The organism is Humitalea rosea, assembly GCF_003253705.1.
Lineage (GTDB): Bacteria > Pseudomonadota > Alphaproteobacteria > Acetobacterales > Acetobacteraceae > Humitalea > Humitalea rosea.
Genome location: NZ_QKYU01000026.1, coordinates 1 through 20500 on the forward strand (window position 1 = coordinate 1; position 20500 = coordinate 20500).

Consider the following 20500-nt stretch of genomic DNA (forward strand, 5'->3'; position numbering starts at 1 on the left):
GAACCATCAGCAGCAGCAAGCATGACAACCATACCCGCATCGCCTGCGCGCCCACAGCTTCGCAGCCTTCAGCACGCAAGGAAAAGGGGTAAGGCGGCATGAACGAGTATCTCGCATCCCACGCGGCCAATCTCGCCCTTCTGGCCGATGCCCATATCGACCTGACCGAGCATGACGCCTGCGGTGTCGGCCTCGTCGCCAGCCTGGACGGCACCGCGCGCCGCGATGTGGTCGAGGCCGGCATCAATGCGCTGAAGGCGGTCTGGCACCGCGGCGCCGTCGATGCCGATGGCAAGACCGGCGATGGCGCCGGCATCCATATCGAGATCCCGCAGGATTTCTTCGCCGATGCCGTGCGCCTCGGCGGCGACAAGGTGAAGCCCGGCCGCATCGCCGTCGGCATGGTCTTCATGCCGAAGACCGATCTCGGCGCGCAGGAGCGCTGCCGCCAGATCGTGGAAACCGAGATCCTGAACGGGGGCTATGCCATCTACGGCTGGCGCCAGGTGCCGATCGACGTCTCCGTGATCGGCGAGAAGGCCAATGCGACCCGCCCCGAGATCGAGCAGATCCTGATCTGGGACCCGCGCGGCGTCTCCGACGACGACTATGAGCGCGACCTCTATGCGATCCGCCGCCGGATCGAGAAGGAGGCCATCGCCGGCGAGGTGCAGGGCTTCTACGTCTGCTCGCTGTCGGCGCGTTCGCTGATCTACAAAGGCATGTTCCTGGCCGAGAGCCTGACCGCCTTCTATCCCGACCTGACCGATCCGCGCTTCATCAGCCGCTTCGCGATCTATCATCAGCGCTATTCGACCAATACCTTCCCGACCTGGAAGCTGGCGCAGCCGTTCCGGATGCTGGCCCACAACGGCGAGATCAACACGCTGCACGGCAACGTCAACTGGATGAAGAGCCATGAGACGCGGATGTCGCATCCGCTGCTCGATGGCGTGATGGGCGACATCAAGCCGGTGGTGCAGGCGGGCAGCTCGGATACCGCGACGCTCGATGCCGTCTTCGAGCTTCTGGTTCGCGGCGGGCGCGACGCGCCGATGGCCAAGGCGATGCTGATCCCGGAATCGCTCGGCAACAACGCGACGATGCCGCAGGCGCATCGCGATTTCTTCCTCTACTGCAACGCGGTGATGGAGCCCTGGGACGGGCCGGCGGCGATTGCCGCGACCGATGGCAAATGGGTGATCGCGGGGCTCGACCGCAACGGCCTGCGGCCGATGCGCTACTCCATCACCGCCAATGGGTTGCTGGTGATCGGCTCCGAGACCGGCATGGTGAAGATCCCCGAGGACCAGATCCTGGAGAAGGGCCGCGTCGGCCCCGGCCAGTGCATCGGCGTCGATCTCGCCGAGGGCCGCTTCTATGCCGATGCCGCGCTGAAGGACCGCCTTTCGGCCCAGAAGCCCTATGGCAAATGGACCGAGCGCACCACGCGGATCGACGGCATCGTGCGCGCCGATGCGGATGAGACCGTGTTGTACCAGGGCGAGATGCTGCGCCGCCGCCAGCTCGCCGTGGGCATGACGCTGGAGGAGCTGGAGCAGATCCTGCACCCGATGGTCGAGGATGCCTCCGAGGCCATCGGCAGCATGGGCGACGACACCCCGATCGCGGTGCTGTCGGAGCATTACCGGGGCCTGCACCACTACTTCCGCCAGAGCTTCGCGCAGGTCACCAACCCGCCGATCGATTCTCTGCGCGAGACGCAGGTGATGAGCCTCAAGACGCGGCTCGGGAATCTGGGGAACATCCTCGATGAGGACCCCTCCCAGTGCGACATGCTGATGCTGGACAGCCCGGTGCTGTCCAACGCCGAATTCGCCGCCATGCGCGCCTATATGGGCGACACCGCGGTGGAGGTGGATTGCACCTACCCCGCGGCCGAGGGCGAGATGGGGCTGCGTCGCGGCATCGAGCGCATCCGGCGCGAGGCCGAGGAGGGCGTGCGCTCCGGCCGCGCCCATGTGGTGCTGACCGATGAGCACCAGGGCCCGGATCGCGCGCCGATCCCGATGATCCTCGCGGTCGGGGGCGTGCACACGCATCTCGTCAAGACCTCGCTGCGCACCTTCACCAGCCTGAACGTGCGCGCGGCGGAATGCGTCGATGTGCATACCTTCGCCGTGCTGATCGGGGCGGGGGCGACCTCGGTCAACGCCTATCTGGCGCAGGAGAGCATCGCGGACCGCCAGCGCCGCGGGCTGTTCGGCACGCTCAGCCTCAAGGAGTGCGTTGCCCGCTACAAGAAGTCGGTGGACAAGGGCCTGCTGAAGGTCATGTCCAAGATGGGCATCTCGGTCATCGCCTCCTATCGCGGGGGCATGAATTTCGAGGCGATCGGGCTGTCGCGCTCGCTGGTCGCGGAATTCTTCCCGGGCACGCAGTCGCGCATCTCCGGCATCGGCTTGCAGGGCATCGCGCGCCGCGTGCTGGCGCTGCATGCCCAGGCCTGGGCCGAGGAAGTCCTCACCTTGCCGGTCGGCGGCATGTACAAGCTGCGTCGCCGCGGCGAGGCGCATGCCTTCGACGGCACGCTGATCCACATGCTGCAGGCGGCGGTGGAGGCCGACAGCTACCAGACCTTCAAGCGGTATTCGGAGGCCGTGCGCAAGCAGCCGCCGGTGGCGCTGCGCGACCTGCTGGATTTCCGCCCCGAGGGGCTGTCGCCCATCGCGATCGAGGAAGTCGAGAGCATCACCGAAATCCGCAAGCGGCTTCTGGCCCCCGGCATTTCCTTGGGCGCGCTCTCGCCCGAGGCGCATGAGACGCTGTCGATCGCGATGAACCGGATCGGTGCCCGCAGCGACAGCGGCGAGGGCGGCGAGGACCCCGCCCGCGCCAAGCCGCGCGCGAATGGCGACAATGCCAGCAGCGCGATCAAGCAGATCGCCTCCGGCCGCTTCGGCGTCACCGCCGAGTATCTCAACAACTGCCGCGAGATCGAGATCAAGGTCGCGCAAGGGGCCAAGCCCGGCGAGGGCGGGCAACTGCCCGGCTTCAAGGTGACCGGGCTGATCGCCAAGCTCAGGCATTCCACGCCGGGGGTGATGCTGATCTCGCCGCCGCCGCATCACGACATCTACTCGATCGAGGATCTGGCGCAGCTCATCTACGATCTCAAGCAGATCAACCCCGAGGCCTCGGTTTGCGTGAAGCTGGTCTCGCGGTCGGGGATCGGCACCATCGCGGCGGGCGTGGCCAAGGCCAAGGCCGACGCCATCCTGGTCTCCGGCCATTCCGGCGGCACCGGTGCGAGCCCGCAGACCAGCATCAAATATGCCGGCCTGCCCTGGGAGATGGGGCTGTCGGAGACGCATCAGGTGCTGCTGCTGAACCGGCTGCGGCACCGGGTGCGGCTGCGCACCGACGGCGGGCTGAAGACCGGGCGCGACGTGGTGATCGCGGCGATGCTGGGGGCCGAGGAATTCGGCATCGGCACCGCGAGCCTCGTGGCGATGGGCTGCATCATGGTGCGCCAGTGCCACAGCAACACCTGCCCGGTGGGCGTCTGCACCCAGGACGAGGCGCTTCGGCAAAAATTCACGGGCACGCCGGAGAAGGTCATCAGCCTGTTCTCCTTCGTGGCCGAGGAAGTGCGCGAGATCCTCGCCTCGCTGGGCATGCGGCGGATGACCGATGTGATCGGCCGCACCGATCTGCTGCGCCAGGTCAGCCGCGGTGCCGACGACCTTGATGACCTGGATTTGAACCCGCTGCTGGTGAAGGCCGATGCCGGCGGGCACGCCTCCTACTGCACCATCGAGGGCCGCAACGAGGTCCCCGAGACACTCGACGCCGAAATGCTCCGCGACGCCGCGGCGCTGTTCGAGCGGGGCGAGAAGATGCAGCTCGCCTACAACATCCGGAACACCCACCGCGCGATCGGCACCAAGGTCTCCTCCAAGATCACCCGGCAGTTCGGCATGTCGCATCTGCAGGACGGGCATCTGACCGTCCGGCTGCGCGGCTCGGCCGGGCAGTCGCTCGGCGCCTTCGGGGTGAAGGGGCTGAAGCTGGAGGTCTATGGCGATGCCAATGACTATGTCGGCAAGGGCCTGTCGGGCGCGACCATCGTGGTCCGCCCCGCGCCCTCCTCGCCGTTGATCTGGAACGAGAACACCATCATCGGCAACACCGTGCTGTACGGTGCGACCGCGGGCTGGCTGTTCGCGGCCGGGCAGGCGGGCGAGCGGTTCGCGGTGCGCAATTCGGGCGCCACGACGGTTGTCGAGGGCGTCGGCGCCAATGCCTGCGAATACATGACGGGCGGGACGGTGGTGATCCTGGGCGCGGTCGGCGACAATTTCGGCGCCGGCTTCACCGGCGGGCAGGCCTTCGTCTGGGATGCGGATGGCAGCTTCGAGAAGCGGCTGAACCCCGAGACCCTGCTCTGGCGCCGGATCGCCTCGGCGCATTGGGAGGGCGAGCTGCGCGCCCTCATCCAGCGGCATGTGGATGAGACGGGCAGTCGCTTCGCCGCCCGCCTGCTGAACGACTGGGAGGCGGCGCTGGGTCGGTTCTGGCACGTCGTGCCGAAAGAATACGCCAAGTACCTGGCCCGGCCGATGGAGGAGGTCGCCGCCGCCGCCGAGTAGGCGGCAATCGGCGGGTGGACCTGCGGGGCTTGCCGTGGCAAGCCCCGCAGCGGACATGCGACTCCTCCATCACCTCCCTCTTTCGCCCTATTGCCGTAAGGTCCGCCTCGCGCTGGCCGAAAAGCACATTCCCTTCGAGACCCTGGTCGAGAAGGTCTGGGAGCGGCGCGACGCCTTCCTGGCGATGAACCCGGCCTGCACCGTGCCGGTGATGGTCGAGGAGAATGGGCTGGTGATCGCGGACTCCAACGCGATCTGCGAATATCTGGACGAGGCCTATCCCGACCCGCCGCTGATGGGCCGTACCTTCGCGGACCGTTGCGAAGTGCGCCGCCTGGTCGCCTGGTTCGACCTGAAGTTCGGCCAGGAGGTCACCGCCAACCTGCTGACCGAGCGGACCATGAAGAAGCTTCTCGGCCGCGGGCACCCCGAGGCCGCGGCCCTGCGCGCCGGCTACCAGAACCTGCGCAGCCACCTCGACTACCTCGGCTGGCTGGCCGAGACGCGGCCCTGGCTCGCGGGCCGCGAGATCAGCATCGCCGATCTCGCGGCCGCGGCGCATCTGTCCTCGCTGGATTATATCGGCGATGTGGACTGGTCGCTCAGCGACAGTGCCAAGCACTGGTATGCGCGGGTGAAGTCGCGCCCCTCCTTCCGCGCGATCCTCGCGGACCGGGTGCCGGGGATGGCGCCGGCGGAGCATTACGCCGACCTTGACTTCTGAGGCCACCTTTCCACAGCCATTGCATCTTCGACGCTGCCGCGGCTAGCCTGACCCTGATGCCCCGACAAAAGGGGTGCGTTCAGGGAAGGTAGCGTCATGGACCAGAGGGTCGCTTGCCGTCACAGCTATGTGGGTCGCTGACCCTTATGGCTGACGTTTCCATTCGCCAGGCCCGCAAATCCTACGGCAGCACCAAGGTGCTGCACGGCGTTGATGTAAGCATCGGCGACGGCGAATTCGTCGTTCTGGTCGGGCCCTCCGGCTGCGGCAAATCCACCCTGCTGCGCATGATCGCGGGGCTTGAGAACATCACCGAGGGCGAGATCGCGATCGGGGGCAAGGTGGTCAACACCGTGCCGCCGAAGGACCGCGACATCGCGATGGTGTTCCAGAACTACGCGCTCTACCCGCATATGACCGTGCGCGAGAACATGGCCTTCTCGATGATGCTGGCCAAGGCGCCGGCGGATGTGATCGAGGCGGAGGTCCAGCGCGCGGCCAAGATCCTGGGGCTTGATGTGCTGCTGGACCGCTATCCCCGGCAATTGTCGGGCGGGCAGCGGCAGCGCGTCGCCATGGGCCGCGCCATCGTGCGCGATCCGCAGGTCTTCCTGTTCGACGAACCGCTCTCCAACCTCGATGCCAAGCTGCGGGTGCAGATGCGCAGCGAGATCAAGGAACTTCATCAGCGGCTGAAGGTGACGACCGTCTACGTCACCCATGACCAGATCGAGGCCATGACCATGGCCGACCAGATCGTGGTCATGAATGGTGGGCGCATCGAACAATCGGGCGCCCCGCTCGATCTTTACGACACGCCCGCCAATCTGTTCGTGGCCGGCTTCATCGGCAGCCCGGCGATGAACCTGCTGTCGGGGCGGGTGCGGGATGGCGCCTTCCATGCCGATGGGGGCGCGGTGATGCCGCTGCCGCCGGGGGCGCCGCCGACCGCCACGACCTATGGCATCCGGCCGGAGCATCTGCGCCTGGATGATGCCGGCATCGCCGCCTCGATCATCGTGGTGGAGCCGACCGGGTCGGAGACGCAGGTTTCCCTGAACATCGGGGAGACGCATCTGCTCGGCGCCTTCCGCGAACGCGTCATGGGCCGGCACGGCGACACGCTGATGATCAGCCCGGATCTCGACCTGGTCCATCTCTTCGGACCGGATGGCAGGCGGCTCTAGCCGTCCAAGAAAACGAACCCAGGGAGGAAACAGAAAAATGACAAACATGTTCACCCGCCGCGGCACGGCCGGGCTCGCCGGGGCAGCCCTGCTGGGCGGCCGCGCGATGGCCGCCATCCCCACCTCGCCCGCAACCGCCCCCAGCCTCCCGATCGAGCGTGGCGCCACGCTGAGGATGCTGCGCCCGGTGCGCTTCGTGCAGCCGGATGAGGATGTGTTTCGCGCCAATGCCGCCCGCTTCACCGCGGCGACCGGCGTCGAGGTCCGCGTGGATTTCGTCGGCTGGGAGGACATCACCCAGCAGACCGCCGTCACCGCCAATACCGGCGCGGGGCCGGACCTGATCATCGGCTTCAATGAATCGCCGCATGTCTATCAGGACAAGCTGGTCGACGTGACCGATGTCGCGACCTACCTCGGCACCAAATATGGCGGGTGGAAGGCGCTGGCGCAGCGCTACGGCAAGCGCGCCGGCAGCAACAACTGGCTGGGCCTGCCCTTCGGGGCTTCAGGCGGCCCGCTGATCTGGCGCAAATCCGCGGTCAACGAGGCCGGCTTCACCGAGATCCCCGAGGATCTGGCCGGCTTCCTGCGGGTCTGCCAGGGGCTGAAGCGGATCGGCAAGCCTGCGGGCTTCGCGCTTGGCAACGCGGTCGGCGATGGCAACGCCTTCGCCAACTGGCTGGTCTGGTCGCATGGCGGCTACCTCGTCGATGAGGAGGGCAAGGTCGCCATCAACAGCCCGCAGACCATCGCGGCGCTGACCTACCTGAAGGACCTGTACCCGACCTTCCTTCCGGGCACGCTGTCCTGGGGCGATGTCAGCAACAACCGGGCCTATTCGGCCAGCGAATGCTGGATGACGGAGAACGGCGTCTCGCTGTACTTCTCGCTGAAGAACGATCCGGCGCTGGCGCCGCTGGCGGAGGATACGCAGATCCAGCCGATGCCCAAGGGCCTGGCGGCCACCGCGCCGAATGCGGGGCTGACGCTGAATGCCATGGTCTTCAAGCACAGCCGCTTCCCGAACGCGGCCAAGGCCTTCCTGAGTTTCATGCTGGAGGCGGAACAGTACGACCCCTGGTTGCAGGCCAATGTCGGCTACTGGGGCCAGCCGCTGAACGCCTATGACGAAAGCGACACCTGGAAGGGCGACCCCAAGGTGGCGGTGTTCCGCACCACCATGAACAGCGACTTCTGGCTTGGTTACAAAGGCCCGATCAGCGAGGGCTCGGCGGCGGCCAACGCCGATTACGTCATGGTGCAGATGTGCGCCTCCGTCGCCTCCGGCCAGGCGACGCCGCAGGCGGCGGCGGCGGAAGCCGAACGCCGGGCGCGCCGCTTCTTCCGCGCCCGCTGAGACCCAATCCAGGCGGCGGCGCTCCCCGGGTCCGGAGGGCGCCGCCTGCCAAGGAGCACATGATGTCCGCAACCACCGTGCCTGCCACCTGGAACAAGGCCCGGCAGCAACCGGGCCGCCTGGCCCGATTGTTCGACTACAAGCCCTTCCTGGTCTTCGCCTGCCTGCTGCCCGCGCTCGGCCTGCTCGGGGTGTTCCTTACCTATCCGCTGGGCCTGGGCATCTGGCTGGCCTTCACCGACACCACGATCGGTCGGCGCGGCGTCTGGATCGGGTTTGAGAACTTCGAGTATCTGTTCACCGACCCGATCTTCTGGAACGCGGTCTTCTACAGCGTGTTCTACACCGGCGTCGCGACCCTCGGGAAATTCGCGCTCGGGCTCTGGCTCGCGCTGCTGCTGAACAACCATTTGCCGCTGAAGAGCCTGCTGCGCGCGATCATCCTGCTGCCCTGGATCGTGCCGACGGTGCTCTCGGCGATCGCCTTCTGGTGGATCTACGATCCGCAATTCTCGATCATCTCCTATCTCGCGGTCGATGTCCTTGGCGTCAGGACAACGAACTTCGACTTCCTGGGCAGTGCCTGGCCGGCGCGCTGGTCGCTGATCGCGGCCAATATCTGGCGCGGGATTCCCTTCGTCGCGATCTCGCTGCTGGCGGGGCTGCAGACGATCTCGCCGTCGCTGTACGAGGCGGCACTGCTCGATGGCTCCACGCCATGGCAGCGGTTTCGCTACATCACCTTCCCGATGCTGATGCCGATCCTGGCGATCGTCATGACCTTCTCGATCATCTTCACCTTCACCGACTTCCAGCTGGTCTATGCGATCACGCGCGGCGGGCCGGTGAATTCGACGCATCTGCTGGCGACCCTGGCCTTCCAGCGCGGCATTCCGGGCGGGCAATTGGGCGAGGGCGCTGCGATCGCCGTCTCCATGATCCCGTTCCTGATCTTCGCCACGCTGTTCAGCTATTTCGGCCTCGCCCGGCGCAAGTGGCAGCAGGGAGAAGGCAATGACTGAGGCCGCCACCAAGGCGAATGGCAGCAGCCCGCCGCCCGAAACCATGGCCTGGGACAGCCGCTCGCGGCGCGTCGTCATGGTCTATGTGCCGCTGGCCTGCTTCGTGCTGATCCTGCTGTTCCCGTTCTACTGGATGACGATCACCGCCTTCAAACCGAACGCCGAGCTCTACGACTACAAGCGGTACAACCCGTTCTGGATCGGCTCGCCGACCCTCGACCACCTCTACATGCTGCTGTTCGAGACGGCCTATCCGCGCTGGCTCTGGACCACGATGCTGGTGGCGGTCTGTGCGACGGTGCTCTCGCTGGTCTCCAGCACGCTGGCGGCCTATGCGATCCAGCGGCTGCGGTTCCGCGGTTCGGGCTATGTCGGGCTTGCGATCTACCTCGCCTATCTGGTGCCGCCCTCGATCCTGTTCATTCCGCTGGCGACGATGGTGTTTCAGCTCGGGCTGTTCGACACGCCCTTCGCGCTGATCCTGACCTACCCGACCTTCCTCATTCCCTTCTGCACCTGGCTGCTGATCGGCTACTTCAAGTCGATCCCCTATGAGCTGGAGGAATGCGCGCTGATGGATGGCGCGACCCGGTTGCAGATCCTGCGCCGGATCACGCTGCCGCTGGCGGTGCCGGGGCTGATCTCGGCGGGGATCTTCTCCTTCACCCTGTCCTGGAACGAGTTCATCTATGCGCTGGCCTTCATCCAGAGCAGCGAGAACAAGACCGTCCCGGTCGCGATCCTGACCGAGCTTGTCACCGGCGACGTCTATCAGTGGGGCGCGCTGATGGCGGGTTCGCTGCTGGGCTCGCTGCCGGTGGCGCTCTTCTACTCGTTCTTCGTGGACTACTACGTGTCCTCGTTGACCGGGGCGGTGAAGGAGTAGCCTCAGAGTTCCGCCAGAGCAGCATGTAGAAGCGGTTCCTGCCCGAAGAAGGGCTTGCCGGCGAAGACCATCGCCGGCACGCCCCAATGGCCAGCGGCGCGCGGGGTGGGCTCGCTCCAGGCGGGCTCGCTCCGGGGCGGCCTGCGCCGGTCGCGATCACGACCGAGCTCACCGGCGAAGGCGAGGCCCTGGCCGCGTTCAACCGCCGTGACGCCGAGCCGGCAGGGGGGGAAGCCAATGCCCGGTGAGGGGATTGAACCCCCGACCTTCGGTTTACAAAACCGCTGCACTACCGCTGTGCTAACCGGGCATGGCGCTGCTGTCCTAGCGCCCATGGCCGGTTTTCTCAACGTCCGATCACCCGGCCCCGATCACCCGGCCCCGATCACCCGGCCCCGATCACCCGGCCCCGATCACCCGGCCCCGATCACCCGGCCCCGATCACCCGGATCGACGCGCCCGCCAGCCAGGCCCGCACATCCTCCAGGCTGTCGCGGTAGCGCAGCAGGATATTGTCCCGCGTGCGGCCGCCGATATGGGAGGTCAGCAGCGTGTTCGGCAGGTGGCGCAGCGGGTGATCGGCCGCCAGCGGCTCCTCGGCGAAGACATCCAGCCCGGCGCCGCCGATCCGCCCCGCCGCCAGCGCCGCGACCAGCGCCGGCTCATCCACGATCGGGCCACGGGCGGTGTTGATCAGCAGCGCATCCGGCTTCATCCGCGCGATATCGGCGGCCCCGACCAGCCCCCGGCTGCGCGGCGAGAAGCGCAGATGGATGCTGAGCACGTCGGATTCGGCGAAGAGCGCCTCCCGCGTCACCAGCCGCGCGCCCCGGGCGGCGCAGGCCTCCGCGGTCAGGTTCTCGCTCCAGGCGATGACCTCCATGCCCATCGCCCGCCCGACCTGCGCGACCTGCCCGCCCAATTCCCCAAGGCCGAGGATGCCCAAAACCCGCCCGGTCAGACCGCGCCCGAGCCCCGCACCCCAGCCCCCGGCGCGGATCGCCGCATCCTCGGCGGGGATGTGTTTGACGAGGCCGAGGATCAGCCCCCAGGTCAGCTCCACCGTGGCACCCGGAAAGCCGAGCCCGGTGCCGCAGACCGTGACCCCCGCCGCCGCCAGCGCCGGCAGGTCGAGCGCCGCATTGCCCATGCCATGCGTCACCAGCAACCGCAGCTCGGGGAGCTGCGCGAGAAGCGCGGCATCGAAGCGCGTCTCCTCCCGTGCCGTCACCACCATGGCGCAGCCGGCCAGCGTCGCGGCCGGATCGGCGATGCGGCCATGCACCGCGACTTCGACCGGCAGGGACGACCAGTCGGCCGCCTCCAGCGCCAGGGACTGGTAGTCGTTGATGATGGCAAGGCGCATCGGCTCAGCCTTTTCGCAGCAGGGCGTCGATCTCGGCGGCATCCGGCATTGCCGCCCCGGCGCCGGGGCGGGTGCAGGACAGCGCGGCGGCGGCATTGGCGCGGCGCATCGCGGCCTCCAGCGGCAGGTCACGATCCAGGGCGGCGGCCAGCACCCCGCACCAGCAATCCCCGGCACCCACCGTATCCACCGCCCGGACCGGCAGGCCAGGAAGGGTGACGACGCCCGCCGCCGTCGCCGCCATCGCGCCCCGCTCGCCGAGGGTGACGGCGACGCCGATGCCGAGTGCTGCATGCAGCGCCTCGGCGCCGGCTCCGGCACCAAGCTGGGCGGCGAGCCAGGCGGCCTCATGCTCATTCACCACCAGCAGGTCCAGCGCCCGCAGCGCCGCCGGATCGAGCGCCGCCGCTGGGGCCAGGTTCAGGATGATCCGCGCGCCCTGCGCCCGGGCGCGAAAAATCAGCGCGGCGGTCTCGGCCGCCGGCACCTCCATCTGCAACAGCAGCACGAGGCCGGGGTGCAGGGCGGCCTCCTCGACCTGGGCGGCCGAGGCGCGGGCATTGGCCCCGGTGGCCACGGCGATCAGATTGGCGCCTTCGGGATCGACACAGACGGCGGCAATCCCGGTGGGGCGATCCACCACCGCGAGGCGGGAGCAATCGACCCCGGCCGCCAGCAGCGGGCCCCGCACCACCTCACCGGCTGCATCCGCGCCGATGGCGCCGGCGAAGGCAACCCTGGCCCCGTCGCGCGCCGCCGCCAGCGCCTGGTTGGCCCCCTTGCCGCCGGCTTGCAGCGGCGCGGCGTCGCCGAGGATGGTCTCGCCCGGGTGGGGCAGGCTCGGCAGGCGGAAGACGATATCGGCCGCGGCCGAGCCGAAGACCAGCACGCTCACGGCCGCAGCAGCCCCTCGGCCAAGGCGCGCTCGCGCAGGGCGGCGATGAGGGTTGCGAAGGCCGGGTCCACGGCGGCGGCCGGGTCCATGCGGCGGGCGGATTGGGCAGTGGTGACGCCGGCCTCGATCCAGGCCTTGCCGCCGGAAATCACGCCCTGGAAGAAGCCCTGCAAGCGGTCGCAGCCCATGGCGAAGCGCGATTCGGGCGTGACGCCGGCCTCGAACTCGGCCCAGAGCGCGTGCATCTGCGCGCCAAGGTCGGGCGGCAGGGTGCCGAAGATCCGGTCGGCGGCGCGCTGTTCGCGCTCGGCCTGGGTGGCGGCCCCCGCCGCGTCATAGGCAAAGGTGTCGCCGGCCTCGATCTCCACCAGGTCATGCGCCGCGATCATGGCCAGCACCCGGCCGAGATCGACCGGGAAGGCCAGCTCGTCCCGCAACAGCACCGCGGCCAGGGCGACATGCCAGCAATGCTCGGCCGAATTCTCCCAGCGGGCGATGCCGTCGGCATCCAGCGTGCGGCCGCGGCGCAGCACATGCTTGAGCTGGTCGGCGAGGGTGAGGAACTCCAGCACCGAGGCCAGCCGCGGCGTCGTCACCGCCAGGCCTTGCCGATGACGATGCCGGCAACGAGCGCCATCACCATGATGGCGCCGATCTCGCCGATCGTCGCCACCGCCACCGGCACGCCGATCACCAGCCCGACCCCGCCCGCGATGGCCCAGCCCCAGCGCCGCAGCGCCGGCCGGCCCGGGGGCGGTGCCGCGCGCTTGCTGCGGGCGGCGCCAGTGGCCGGCCGGCGCGGGGCCGCGCGGCGCGGGGCGGGGGCCGGGCGCGGATCAGCCATCGCCGCGGCCGAGGCTGTCCATCATCTCGCGCCATTCGCGCTTGGACAGGCCGGAGCTTTCCTGCGCGACCGCCTCGCCCGCCAGCAGGCGGCGGACGACGGAGACCATCTGGGCCGAAAGCGTCACGGCACCGAGGCGATAGTCGGAAAACGCCTCGGCCGAATGCGGCACCCAGGCGCGGACGGTGTCCATCATCGCCTCGGCATAGACGCGGATCTCGTACTGGGCGTGGCTATCGGCGCGCAGCGAGAGGAAGTGGAACAGATTGTAGAGGTCCGTCTTCCAGTACCATTGCGTATAGGCGTTGAGCGTGAGGTTCATCCGCGCCAGCTCCCGCGCGAGGCCGGGGCGGGACGGGTCGGCCGGCTTGCCGTCCTCGCCCTCGTTCAGCATGTCGAGGTAGTGGTCGTAGTTGCGGGTGGCGTCCTCGCGCAGCAGGTCCAGCACGCGGGCGGCCTCGGCCCCGGCCAGGACCTCGCCACGGCCCTGCCGATTCGCGGGCGATTGCGCGGCCAGGGCCGTGGGGGCGGGGAGGTAGAACTCACGGTCCAGGATCGAATACCGGGCCGAGATCTCGTTCACATTGGCGGTGCGGTGGCGGATCCACTGCCGCGCGACGAAGATCGGCAGCTTCACATGGTATTTGATCTCGCACATCTCGAAGGGCGTCGAGTGGCGGTGGCGCATGAGGTAGCGGATCAGACCGCGATCCTCATTGGCGGCCCTGGTGCCGCGGCCATAGGAGACGCGGGCGGCCTGCACCACGGCGGCATCGTCGCCCATGTAGTCCACGACGCGGACAAAGCCGTGGTCGAGCACCGGAAGCGCGCGGAACAGCAGGGCTTCCAGCGCCGGCACCGTGGGGCGGCGGGTCTGCGCCGAGGCGGCGCGGGCCGCGGCGACTTCCTCTTCCTGGTCCGCCGTCAGTGCCATGGTCACGCCCCCGAGCTTGGGGGCCGTGCTTAGCGGGTCAGGCCAGGCTTGTCAGCGGCGCCGCGTCTTCAGGCATGCCCCGCGACGCCAAAACTGTCGCCATTGGTCGCCCGCACCACGGCGGCGAAGAGGCGCAGCGCCTCCGGCCCGCCCTGGTCCACCAGCCCACCATCCTCCATTTCCGCGGCCAGAAGCTCGGCATGATCGGCCAGGGTTTCGGCGGCGCGGCGCATGGCCTCACGCGCCAGGATCAATTGCTGGTCGTCGGACAGCTCCGGCCAGATGACGGTCGGCATGGGGGTTTCCTTACCCGCAAGCCGTCCTGGCAAGGTTCCGCCCGGAGACTGGCGGCAAGGTCTTTCTGCCGCATCACCCTTGCGGAAAGATGAAGACCAGCGCGGCCCCAGCCTTCAAGTGAAGCGAAGCGTCGTGGTCCCGAGCAGGTCGAAGCTGACCGTGACCATGCAGGGGCCATCCAGCCAGATCGGCGGGGTGACGGAGCCGAGGAACACCACCTGGCCCGCCTTCAGCCCGCCGAAGGCATGGGCGGCCCCCGAATCGGCCAGCCAGGCTAGCGCTGCCAGCGGATGGCCGAGCAGATCGGCGCCGAGGCCGCTGCCGCGCAGACTGCCATCCACCAGGATCTCGCCCCGCGCCGCCGCAAGGTCGATCCCGGGCCAGCCCGGCGCCGGGGCGCCGAGCGCACCCCCCGCATGGAACACCTGGTCGGCGATGAGGGTCGGTGTGCCCAAAGCGGCGAGGTCGTCGTAGCGCTTCTCGACGATCTCGATCCCGGCGAAGACCTCGGCGACGGCGGCGCTTGCCTGTTCCAGCGTGCAGGGGCCGGCCGGCAGGTCGGCGCCCAGTCGCAGCGCCACCTCGCATTCCACGCCGGGGGCCAGGAAATCATCGAAGGGGACGGAGGCGCCCGAGACGAACAGCCCCTCCCGGCTCACGAATCCCGCCGCCGGGCCGGTGAGGCCGAGATAGGCCTGCATCACCTTGGCGGTGGCACCGATCTTGAAGCCGGCCGGCGGCACCGCGCCGATCATCCCGGCCAGCTCGTATTGCGCGGCATAGCCGGCCGCCTCATCGACCGGCGCCGCCGCCCCCAAAGGCTCCAGCCGGGACCGCGCGCGGCGGGCGTCCAGGATCAGGCGGGCGGCGTCGGTCATGGCTGGTATCCTCAGCTCCTGGTCAGCTCAGCGGCGGGCGATCTCGTACAGCGCGACGGCGGCGGCGGCGGAGACGTTCAGGCTCTCCACCCCCTCGGCCATCGGCAGGCGGACCAGCTCATCGCAGGTCTCGCGCTGCAAACGGCGCAGCCCGGCATCCTCGGCGCCCAGCACGAGGGCGATGCGGCGCTCCCCGAGCCCCGCCTCGGCCATGCTGCGCGGCGCGTCGCCGGCCATGCCGACCACCCAGAACCCCAGGCGCTGCAAGGATTGGATGGCGCGGGACAGGTTCACCTCCCGCACCACCGGCACGATGTCGAGCGCGCCGGAGGCGGCACGGGCCATGGCGCCGGTCTCGGGCGGCGCGTGGCGGGATTGCAGCACCACGGCGACCGCGCCGAAGGCCGCCGCCGAGCGCAGGATGGCGCCCACGTTGCGCGGATCGGTCACCTGGTCGAGCAGCACGACCGGCCCGGTGCCGGTGGTGACGATCTTCTCCAGCGCCGGATTCGGCAGCGGCTCGACCAGCATGGCCGCGCCCTGGTGGACGGCATCCTCGGTCAGGAAGGTCTGGAACCGCTGGCGATCGGCGCGTTCGGGGGTGACTCGGGCGCGGGTCAGCGCGTCGGGCGGCAGGCGCGAGGTCAGCGTCGCCTCGGCATCGGCGGTCAGCAGCAGGCGGTGGGCGCGGCGCGCGGTGTTGCGCAGCGCCGATTCGACCGCATGCAGCCCGTAGAGCCAGTAAGCGGTGGAGGGCGCGCGGAAGGTCTCCGGCGGGGGGGCGGCGGCTACGGGCCGCGGCGCGCGGGGCTGCGGCGCGTCCGGGTCCTGCTGGCGGGGGGCCATGGGCGCGCGGGCGGTGCGGGTCGGCACGAAGCGCGGGGCAGGGGCGGGGCGTGCCGCCGGGCGCTCGGGCGCCTGGTCGCGGGATTCGGCCGTTGGGCGCCGAGGGCCGCGCTGGAAGGGCGTGGGCGCCTCGGCGGCCGGGGCGGCGCGAGGGCCACGCGTGGGGCGGGGCGCGTCGCGGCCGGGACCGGAGCGGTCGGAGCCGGGGCGGTCGGAGCCGGAGCGGTCGGAGAAAGAGCGTTCGGGCGCCGGGCGCGCCGCGCGCGTCGGGCGCTCCGCGCCGCGAACGAAGCTCGGGCGCTCCGCGCCACGAACGAAGCTCGGGCGCTCGCCGGCGGCCGCGCGGGCAGGGCGGCGCGGGGCCTCCTCGTCACGGGGCGGGCGTGGCCGGGCGGCACCGGCGGGGGGGCGGGCTCGCCCTTCGGCGGGCGCGCCACGGGGGGGGCGTGGAGCGTCGTACCCCCGGCCGCGCGTCTGCTCGGAATCGGACGGCTTCTGGGTCTTGTCGGTGGGCGGACCGCCGCGGGGCGGACGGGCAGGGGGGCGTGGCATTGCCGCATCAAGCGCGCGCCGGCCCGGCGCGCAAGGGCGGATTACGATAAGCTGATGTCGGCGCGTTGACACTGCATGGTGTTTACGGATACCTCCGGCCGCCTTCGACTGTCGGTCGTCGCGGAAGGGTGCCCGAGTGGCTAAAGGGGGCGGACTGTAAATCCGCTGGCGCACGCCTACGTTGGTTCGAATCCAACCCCTTCCATACTCCGACCGGCCAGACGAGGGCGCGTGATTCTGAGCGGGTGTAGCTCAACGGTAGAGTCCCAGCCTTCCAAGCTGGTTGTGCGGGTTCGATTCCCGTCACCCGCTCCAGAACGCCGGTAGCCGCGGGCCCACACCACCCCACCACACAGAGCTGACGACACGGAGATCCGGCCGATGGCCAAGGCGAAGTTTGAGCGGAACAAGCCGCACTGCAACATCGGCACGATCGGGCATGTGGATCATGGCAAGACGTCGCTGACGGCGGCGATCACCAAGGTTCTGGCGAAGTCGGGCGGTGCGACCTACACGGCGTATGACCAGATCGACAAGGCACCGGAGGAGCGTGCGCGCGGGATCACGATCTCGACGGCGCATGTGGAGTATGAGACGGCGAACCGTCACTACGCGCATGTCGATTGCCCGGGTCACGCGGATTACGTGAAGAACATGATCACGGGTGCGGCGCAGATGGACGGCGCGATCCTGGTGGTTTCGGCGGCGGACGGCCCGATGCCGCAGACGCGCGAGCACATCCTGCTGGCGCGCCAGGTCGGCGTGCCGGCGCTGGTGGTGTTCCTGAACAAGACCGACATGGCCGACCCCGACCTGCTGGAGCTGGTGGAGATGGAAGTGCGCGAGCTGCTTTCGTCCTACCAGTACCCGGGCGACGACATTCCGATCATCCATGGCTCGGCGCTGATGGCGCTGGAGGACAAGGACCCGGAGAAGGGGGAGCAGGCGATCCTGAAGCTGATGGCGGCGGTGGATGCCTATATCCCGCAGCCGGTGCGGGCGATGGACCGTCCGTTCCTGATGCCGGTCGAGGATGTGTTCTCGATCTCTGGCCGCGGCACGGTGGTGACGGGTCGGGTCGAGCGCGGCGTGGTGAAGGTCGGCGAGGAAGTCGAGATCATCGGGCTGAAGGCGACGGTCAAGACGACGGTCACCGGCGTCGAGATGTTCCGCAAGCTGCTGGACTCTGGGCAGGCGGGCGACAACATCGGCGCGCTGCTGCGTGGCACGAAGCGTGAGGATGTGGAGCGCGGGCAGGTCCTGGCCGCGCCGGGCTCGATCACGCCGCACACGAAGTTCAGCGCCGAAGCCTATGTGCTGACGAAGGAAGAGGGCGGGCGTCATACCCCGTTCTTCACCAACTACCGTCCGCAGTTCTACTTCCGCACGACGGATGTGACGGGTGTGGTGCAACTGCCGGAAGGTGTGGAGATGGTGATGCCGGGCGACAATGTGACGATGAGCGTCGAATTGATCGCGCCGATCGCCATGGATGAAGGTCTGCGCTTCGCGATCCGCGAAGGTGGCCGCACCGTCGGTGCGGGCGTCGTCGCGAAGATCGAGAAGTAAGGCGCTTGTCCAAATTCCGCCCGCCAGGGTATGGCGGGCGGAGACACGCGCCGCTATAAGGCGCGTCCACTGCGGTGGGGTTTAGGGGCGTAGCTCAATTGGCTAGAGCGCCGGTCTCCAAAACCGGAGGTTGAGAGTTCGAGACCCTCCGCCCCTGCCAACCCCCTCCGCAGTCCTGTTTCCACCGCGGGTGGCGGGCCCATCCGGGCCTTCCGCCCGCGCAGCGTTGAAGGGGCCGGAATTGGCCAGGTTGGATCCGGTGCAATACGTCCGCGACGTGAAGACCGAGGTGGCGCGAGTCACCTGGCCGTCGCGCAAGGAGACGCTCATCACGACCGGGCTCGTGCTGGCGCTGTCGGCGCTGGCCGCTGTCTTCTTCCTGGTGGTGGATAAGATCGTCCAGTTCGCCATGACCCTTCTGTTCCAATACGGAGGCTGAGATGGCCGACCTCAAATGGTATGTCGTGCACGTCTACTCCGGCTTCGAGAAGAAGATCGCGCAGCAGATCAAGGAGCAGGCCGCCCAGAAGGGCCTGGCCGATGCCTTCGGCGATATCCTGGTGCCGACAGAAGAAGTCGTCGAAGTGCGAAAAGGCCAGAAGGTCGCGACGGAGCGCAAGTTCTTCCCCGGCTACGTGCTGGTGAAGATGGCGATGACCGACGAGGCCTGGCATCTGGTCAAGGACACCCCCAAGGTCACGGGCTTCCTGGGCACCAAGAACAAGCCGACCCCGGTCTCCGAGGCCGAGGCCCAGCGCGTCGTCAAGCAAGTCCAGGACGGGGTGGACAAGCCCAAGCGCCCCTCGATCATCTACGAAGTGGGCGAGCAGGTCCGCGTCGCGGATGGCCCCTTCACCAGCTTCAACGGCACGGTCGAGGAAGTGGACGAGGAACGCTCCCGCCTCAAGGTCAGCGTCTCCATCTTCGGGCGCTCCACCCCGGTCGATCTGGAATACGGCCAGGTCGAGAAGCTCTGAAGGGGTAACACCCCGCCCCGGGGGGCGTGCCTTCCGGGAGATTGGCCCATGATCGCCCCCGAATTTGCCCTGGCCTCGGCTTGCACGGCTGCATTAGGTTGCTGGCGGAACGATCTGGGGTGTGCCATGCGATTGCGCGGCCTGGGTAAGCCCTTCACGCAGGCGGGGCTGGACAATGCACTGCGGATCATGGGGCTGGACCCTGCCGCGGACCTGCCGCGGCTCTGGGCCATCGTCGCGGTCGAAAGCCGCGGCTTCGGCTTCCTGGCCGATCGCCGGCCACAGATCCTGTTCGAACGCCACGTCTTCAGCCGGCAGACCGGGAAGCGGTTCGACCAGGCGGCCCCCGGTATCTCGTCCGAGACGCCCGGGGGATATGTCGGCCGTGAGGGCGAATACGACCGGCTGGAACGCGCCATCGGCCTGCTGGCGGCCAAGGGCGAACCGCCGGAGGCCGCCCTGGCCAGCGCCTCCTGGGGGCTCGGCCAGGTCATGGGCTTCAACTTCAAATCCGCCGGCTGCGACTCGGCGACCGAACTGGTGGAGCGGCATTTGGACGAGGAGGATCAGCACCTCGCGGCCATGGCCGGTTTCGTCGCGGAGCATAAGCTTGCCGGGGCGCTGAGGCAGGGCGATTGGGCGGCGGTGGCGCGGGCCTATAACGGCAAGGATTTTGCCCGCAACCAGTACGACCTGAAGCTGAAGCAGAATTTTGAGAAATTCTCCGAAGGCGCCATTCGTGACCTGACCATCCGCACCGCCCAGGCGGCGCTGCTCTACCTCGGTTTCGGCAAGGGCATGGGCGATGTCGATGGGGTGCTGGGCGACGGGACGAAGCGCGCCATCCGGGCCTGGCGCGCCCATGCCGGGCTGGCGGAGTCGGACCGGCTGGACGGGCCGGATTACACTCAGTTGATGGCGGCGGCGGGGTTTTAGCCCCCGGCCCCGATTGGGACTGGACACACGATCCGCCTTCCCCTATACGCCCGCCTCCGCCGCGCCTCGGTTTAACCGGAGCGTGGCGTAAAGACTTGTTTGCAGGAACGCGGGAGGGCCGGGCAACCGGTCCGTTGGCACCGCGGGCCTCTGACGCAACAGAGGATGGGGTACGATGGCGAAGAAAATCGTCGGTTATATCAAGCTGCAGATTCCCGCGGCCAAGGCCAATCCGTCGCCGCCGGTCGGCCCGGCGCTCGGTCAGCGCGGCCTGAATATCATGCAGTTCGTGAAGGAATTCAACGCGGCGACCCAGGGCCTCGAGCCCGGCACGCCGACGCCCGTGGTCATCACGGCGTTCAGCGACCGTACCTTCACCTTCGTCACCAAGACCCCCCCGAACACGCACTTCCTCAAGAAGGCCGCGAAGATCGACAAGGGCACGACGACCCCGGGCAAGGGTGGCCCCGTCGGCCGCGTGACCAGGTCGCAGCTTGAGGAAATCGCCGCGATCAAGATGAAGGACATGAACTGCGTGGATGTCGCCAGCGCGGTGTCCATGCTGACCGGCTCCGCCCGTTCCATGGGCATCACCGTGGTTGAGGGCTGATCCC

Annotated in this window: 19 protein-coding genes and 4 tRNA genes; 14 read left to right on the plus strand and 9 right to left on the minus strand. The window is 68.6% G+C overall.

All coding sequences use genetic code 11. The annotated features are described in order from the left end of the window. The first annotated feature begins 98 nt into the window (after positions 1-98). From gltB to C8P66_RS18885, 6 genes are all read left to right on the plus strand, one after another. A complete protein-coding gene (gene gltB, locus C8P66_RS18860) occupies positions 99-4613 on the plus strand; it encodes a glutamate synthase large subunit (protein WP_111399844.1) in 4515 nt (1504 codons plus the stop codon). A 55-nt stretch (positions 4614-4668) separates the two neighbouring features. Next, entirely contained in the window at positions 4669-5337 is a 669-nt protein-coding gene (fzlA, locus tag C8P66_RS18865) for an FtsZ-binding protein FzlA (protein WP_111399845.1), read from the plus strand. Between the two features lie 146 nt (positions 5338-5483). Then, positions 5484-6524, plus strand: coding sequence for an ABC transporter ATP-binding protein (locus C8P66_RS18870; protein ID WP_111399846.1), 1041 nt, complete (start codon positions 5484-5486; stop codon positions 6522-6524). A 37-nt stretch (positions 6525-6561) separates the two neighbouring features. Continuing rightward, positions 6562-7884: an ABC transporter substrate-binding protein gene (locus C8P66_RS18875; RefSeq protein ID WP_245903673.1), complete on the plus strand. Its 1323-nt coding sequence runs from the start codon at positions 6562-6564 to the stop codon at positions 7882-7884. A gap of 62 nt (positions 7885-7946) precedes the next feature. Beyond that, positions 7947-8906: a carbohydrate ABC transporter permease gene (locus C8P66_RS18880; RefSeq protein ID WP_111399908.1), complete on the plus strand. Its 960-nt coding sequence runs from the start codon at positions 7947-7949 to the stop codon at positions 8904-8906. After that, a complete protein-coding gene (locus C8P66_RS18885; RefSeq protein ID WP_111399848.1) occupies positions 8899-9792 on the plus strand; it encodes a carbohydrate ABC transporter permease in 894 nt (297 codons plus the stop codon). Before C8P66_RS18880 ends, C8P66_RS18885 begins: the two co-directional genes overlap by 8 nt. 238 nt (positions 9793-10030) lie before the next feature. Here the strand turns inward: C8P66_RS18885 and C8P66_RS18890 are convergent. The 9 genes from C8P66_RS18890 to rlmB all read right to left on the minus strand — a co-directional run bounded on the left by C8P66_RS18890 (position 10031) and on the right by rlmB (position 16404). Then, positions 10031-10102 (minus strand) — tRNA-Thr (locus C8P66_RS18890). Between the two features lie 117 nt (positions 10103-10219). Continuing rightward, the gene (locus C8P66_RS18895; RefSeq protein WP_111399849.1) at positions 10220-11158 is read right to left on the minus strand and encodes an NAD(P)-dependent oxidoreductase; all 939 of its coding nucleotides are present in this window, start codon (positions 11156-11158) and stop codon (positions 10220-10222) included. 4 nt (positions 11159-11162) lie between these two features. After that, complete coding sequence (locus C8P66_RS18900; protein WP_111399850.1) at positions 11163-12053, minus strand: PfkB family carbohydrate kinase; 891 nt, start codon at positions 12051-12053, stop codon at positions 11163-11165. Then, positions 12050-12649, minus strand: coding sequence for an HD domain-containing protein (locus C8P66_RS18905; protein WP_158537314.1), 600 nt, complete (start codon positions 12647-12649; stop codon positions 12050-12052). The genes C8P66_RS18900 and C8P66_RS18905 overlap by 4 nt, the downstream gene beginning before the upstream one ends. After that, a complete protein-coding gene (locus C8P66_RS23930; protein ID WP_158537315.1) occupies positions 12646-12897 on the minus strand; it encodes a hypothetical protein in 252 nt (83 codons plus the stop codon). Before C8P66_RS23930 ends, C8P66_RS18905 begins: the two co-directional genes overlap by 4 nt. Beyond that, on the minus strand, positions 12890-13831 hold the full coding sequence (thyX, locus tag C8P66_RS18910; protein ID WP_111399852.1) for an FAD-dependent thymidylate synthase: 942 nt from the start codon (positions 13829-13831) through the stop codon (positions 12890-12892). The genes C8P66_RS23930 and thyX overlap by 8 nt, the downstream gene beginning before the upstream one ends. Positions 13832-13899: 68 nt before the next feature. After that, complete coding sequence (locus tag C8P66_RS18915; RefSeq protein ID WP_111399853.1) at positions 13900-14127, minus strand: hypothetical protein; 228 nt, start codon at positions 14125-14127, stop codon at positions 13900-13902. 114 nt (positions 14128-14241) lie between these two features. Beyond that, positions 14242-15006: a 2-keto-4-pentenoate hydratase gene (locus C8P66_RS18920; RefSeq protein ID WP_111399854.1), complete on the minus strand. Its 765-nt coding sequence runs from the start codon at positions 15004-15006 to the stop codon at positions 14242-14244. Between the two features lie 27 nt (positions 15007-15033). Further along, positions 15034-16404, minus strand: coding sequence for a 23S rRNA (guanosine(2251)-2'-O)-methyltransferase RlmB (rlmB, locus tag C8P66_RS24505; RefSeq protein WP_245903674.1), 1371 nt, complete (start codon positions 16402-16404; stop codon positions 15034-15036). 122 nt (positions 16405-16526) lie between these two features. On the opposite strand from rlmB, the gene C8P66_RS18930 reads away from it, so the two are divergent. From C8P66_RS18930 to rplK, 8 genes are all read left to right on the plus strand, one after another. Then, positions 16527-16609 (plus strand) — tRNA-Tyr (locus C8P66_RS18930). Between the two features lie 36 nt (positions 16610-16645). Continuing rightward, positions 16646-16719 (plus strand) — tRNA-Gly (locus C8P66_RS18935). A 66-nt stretch (positions 16720-16785) separates the two neighbouring features. Beyond that, positions 16786-17973 carry an elongation factor Tu gene (tuf, locus tag C8P66_RS18940; protein ID WP_111399856.1) on the plus strand — a complete coding sequence of 396 codons (1188 nt, stop codon included), beginning with the start codon at positions 16786-16788 and terminating at the stop codon, positions 17971-17973. 83 nt (positions 17974-18056) lie between these two features. After that, positions 18057-18133 (plus strand) — tRNA-Trp (locus C8P66_RS18945). Positions 18134-18214: 81 nt separating this feature from the next. Beyond that, on the plus strand, positions 18215-18412 hold the full coding sequence (secE, locus tag C8P66_RS18950) for a preprotein translocase subunit SecE (protein WP_111399909.1): 198 nt from the start codon (positions 18215-18217) through the stop codon (positions 18410-18412). Between the two features lies 1 nt (position 18413). Next, complete coding sequence (gene nusG / locus C8P66_RS18955; RefSeq protein WP_111399857.1) at positions 18414-18950, plus strand: transcription termination/antitermination protein NusG; 537 nt, start codon at positions 18414-18416, stop codon at positions 18948-18950. 126 nt (positions 18951-19076) lie between these two features. Next, entirely contained in the window at positions 19077-19886 is an 810-nt protein-coding gene (locus C8P66_RS18960; protein ID WP_158537316.1) for an N-acetylmuramidase domain-containing protein, read from the plus strand. Positions 19887-20061: 175 nt separating this feature from the next. Then, entirely contained in the window at positions 20062-20496 is a 435-nt protein-coding gene (rplK, locus tag C8P66_RS18965; protein ID WP_111399859.1) for a 50S ribosomal protein L11, read from the plus strand. Positions 20497-20500: the final 4 nt, after the last annotated feature.

What these genes read in the sequence shown, in the direction of transcription:
- gltB (WP_111399844.1), top strand. Translation starts at nt 99, where the DNA reads ATGAACGAGTATCTCGCATCCCACGCGGCCAATCTCGCCCTTCTGGCC.
- fzlA (WP_111399845.1), top strand. Translation starts at nt 4,669, where the DNA reads ATGCGACTCCTCCATCACCTCCCTCTTTCGCCCTATTGCCGTAAGGTC.
- C8P66_RS18870 (WP_111399846.1), top strand. Translation starts at nt 5,484, where the DNA reads ATGGCTGACGTTTCCATTCGCCAGGCCCGCAAATCCTACGGCAGCACC.
- C8P66_RS18875 (WP_245903673.1), top strand. Translation starts at nt 6,562, where the DNA reads ATGACAAACATGTTCACCCGCCGCGGCACGGCCGGGCTCGCCGGGGCA.
- C8P66_RS18880 (WP_111399908.1), top strand. Translation starts at nt 7,947, where the DNA reads ATGTCCGCAACCACCGTGCCTGCCACCTGGAACAAGGCCCGGCAGCAA.
- C8P66_RS18885 (WP_111399848.1), top strand. Translation starts at nt 8,899, where the DNA reads ATGACTGAGGCCGCCACCAAGGCGAATGGCAGCAGCCCGCCGCCCGAA.
- C8P66_RS18895 (WP_111399849.1), bottom strand. Translation starts at nt 11,158, where the DNA reads ATGCGCCTTGCCATCATCAACGACTACCAGTCCCTGGCGCTGGAGGCG.
- C8P66_RS23930 (WP_158537315.1), bottom strand. Translation starts at nt 12,897, where the DNA reads ATGGCTGATCCGCGCCCGGCCCCCGCCCCGCGCCGCGCGGCCCCGCGC.
- thyX (WP_111399852.1), bottom strand. Translation starts at nt 13,831, where the DNA reads ATGGCACTGACGGCGGACCAGGAAGAGGAAGTCGCCGCGGCCCGCGCC.
- C8P66_RS18915 (WP_111399853.1), bottom strand. Translation starts at nt 14,127, where the DNA reads ATGCCGACCGTCATCTGGCCGGAGCTGTCCGACGACCAGCAATTGATC.
- C8P66_RS18920 (WP_111399854.1), bottom strand. Translation starts at nt 15,006, where the DNA reads ATGACCGACGCCGCCCGCCTGATCCTGGACGCCCGCCGCGCGCGGTCC.
- rlmB (WP_245903674.1), bottom strand. Translation starts at nt 16,404, where the DNA reads ATGCCACGCCCCCCTGCCCGTCCGCCCCGCGGCGGTCCGCCCACCGAC.
- tuf (WP_111399856.1), top strand. Translation starts at nt 16,786, where the DNA reads ATGGCCAAGGCGAAGTTTGAGCGGAACAAGCCGCACTGCAACATCGGC.
- nusG (WP_111399857.1), top strand. Translation starts at nt 18,414, where the DNA reads ATGGCCGACCTCAAATGGTATGTCGTGCACGTCTACTCCGGCTTCGAG.
- C8P66_RS18960 (WP_158537316.1), top strand. Translation starts at nt 19,077, where the DNA reads ATGCGATTGCGCGGCCTGGGTAAGCCCTTCACGCAGGCGGGGCTGGAC.
- rplK (WP_111399859.1), top strand. Translation starts at nt 20,062, where the DNA reads ATGGCGAAGAAAATCGTCGGTTATATCAAGCTGCAGATTCCCGCGGCC.